Raw genomic sequence first — 1028 nt, forward strand, 5'->3', positions numbered from 1 at the left:
CTGAAAATTGCAGCCGCGAAAGAACGCACCACGATCGGGGAGCTGATTGAACGCCTGGTGCAGGATAATCTGGACTGAACCCTGAGCTGCCGTTAGCCTCTAAAGTGGAGGCAAAGTAGAGGCAAAAGTAGTGGAAGAGACTAAATTCAAATCTGGAAAAGGGAAAACAGGCGGCAGGGTCAAGGGGACACCCAACAAATCTACGGTTAAGATTAAGCAGGCAATTTTGAACGCCTTCGAGGAAGTGGACGGTGAAAAGTATTTGGTGGGCGTTGCCAAATCAGACCCAAGAACATTCTGTACGCTTTTGGGTAAGGTCATGCCCGCTGCAATGAAGCATGAAATTGAAATCAAAGAGCCACCTCTCACATCCGAGCAACTCATAGCCAGGCTCAAAGAGCTGGACGAGGAATTGGCTAATGTATTACATTAATACGCGGAATTAAACTTCGTGTTTCCGTGCCGTCCAGGGTCGCGGATGAGTTCAGATGAGCCACCTAAAATTTACAATAATAATTTTTGGAGCTGGAGTCCCAAGCACTTTTTTGAAAAAAAGGAAATCGTTTGAGTGTTTCACTATACCCATACCGCGCCATGCCGCCGATGAATTAGGGGGGGTGGGGGGTGCCTGAATCGCGCCCTGGCCCTGGAATATTTGCCCTGTGATTCACGTCAGCAATTGTAATTGTACCCCCAGATATACCCACACTGAAACGACGCACCCCTTGATTGGGAACCTACTCTGATCAATGCAATGGGCCATCAGGCTCGTTCTCCAGTAGTATTTCCCATGCCCCACGCTCTCGGACTAATGCCATTAATGTACAGCTTTATCAACCTGATCTAGCTCGGCTTGCTCTTTGACCTCAAGGTCGTGATCCAGTCGTTTGATGAGTTCTACCAGTTCTGTCTGAATCTCGGCTGACGTGCGCTGGACCACAGTCTCTATAACGTCCTTGTACAGCCCCACAGTCTTACCCAGGAGGTCACAGGCCCTAAGCGTTGCGTGCTCTGCTGGTGTGCCCTTT

1 protein-coding gene and 1 pseudogene (1 of these 2 running past the window's edge) are annotated in these 1028 nt (G+C 49.3%); one reads left to right on the forward strand and one right to left on the reverse strand.

Annotated features, from left to right (window positions below):
* Positions 1–130: 130 nt before the first annotated feature.
* Positions 131–433, forward strand: a complete 303-nt coding sequence (locus IIA05_09170; protein ID MCH9027271.1) for a hypothetical protein — start codon at positions 131–133, stop codon at positions 431–433.
* Between the two features lie 384 nt (positions 434–817).
* On the opposite strand, the pseudogene IIA05_09175 reads toward IIA05_09170, so the two are convergent.
* Positions 818–1028, reverse strand: a pseudogene (locus IIA05_09175) (terminase small subunit) (it continues 269 nt past the right edge of the window).

It is taken from the genome of Pseudomonadota bacterium (genome assembly GCA_022572885.1).
In the GTDB taxonomy this organism is placed as follows: domain Bacteria; phylum Pseudomonadota; class Gammaproteobacteria; order Steroidobacterales; family MnTg04; genus MnTg04.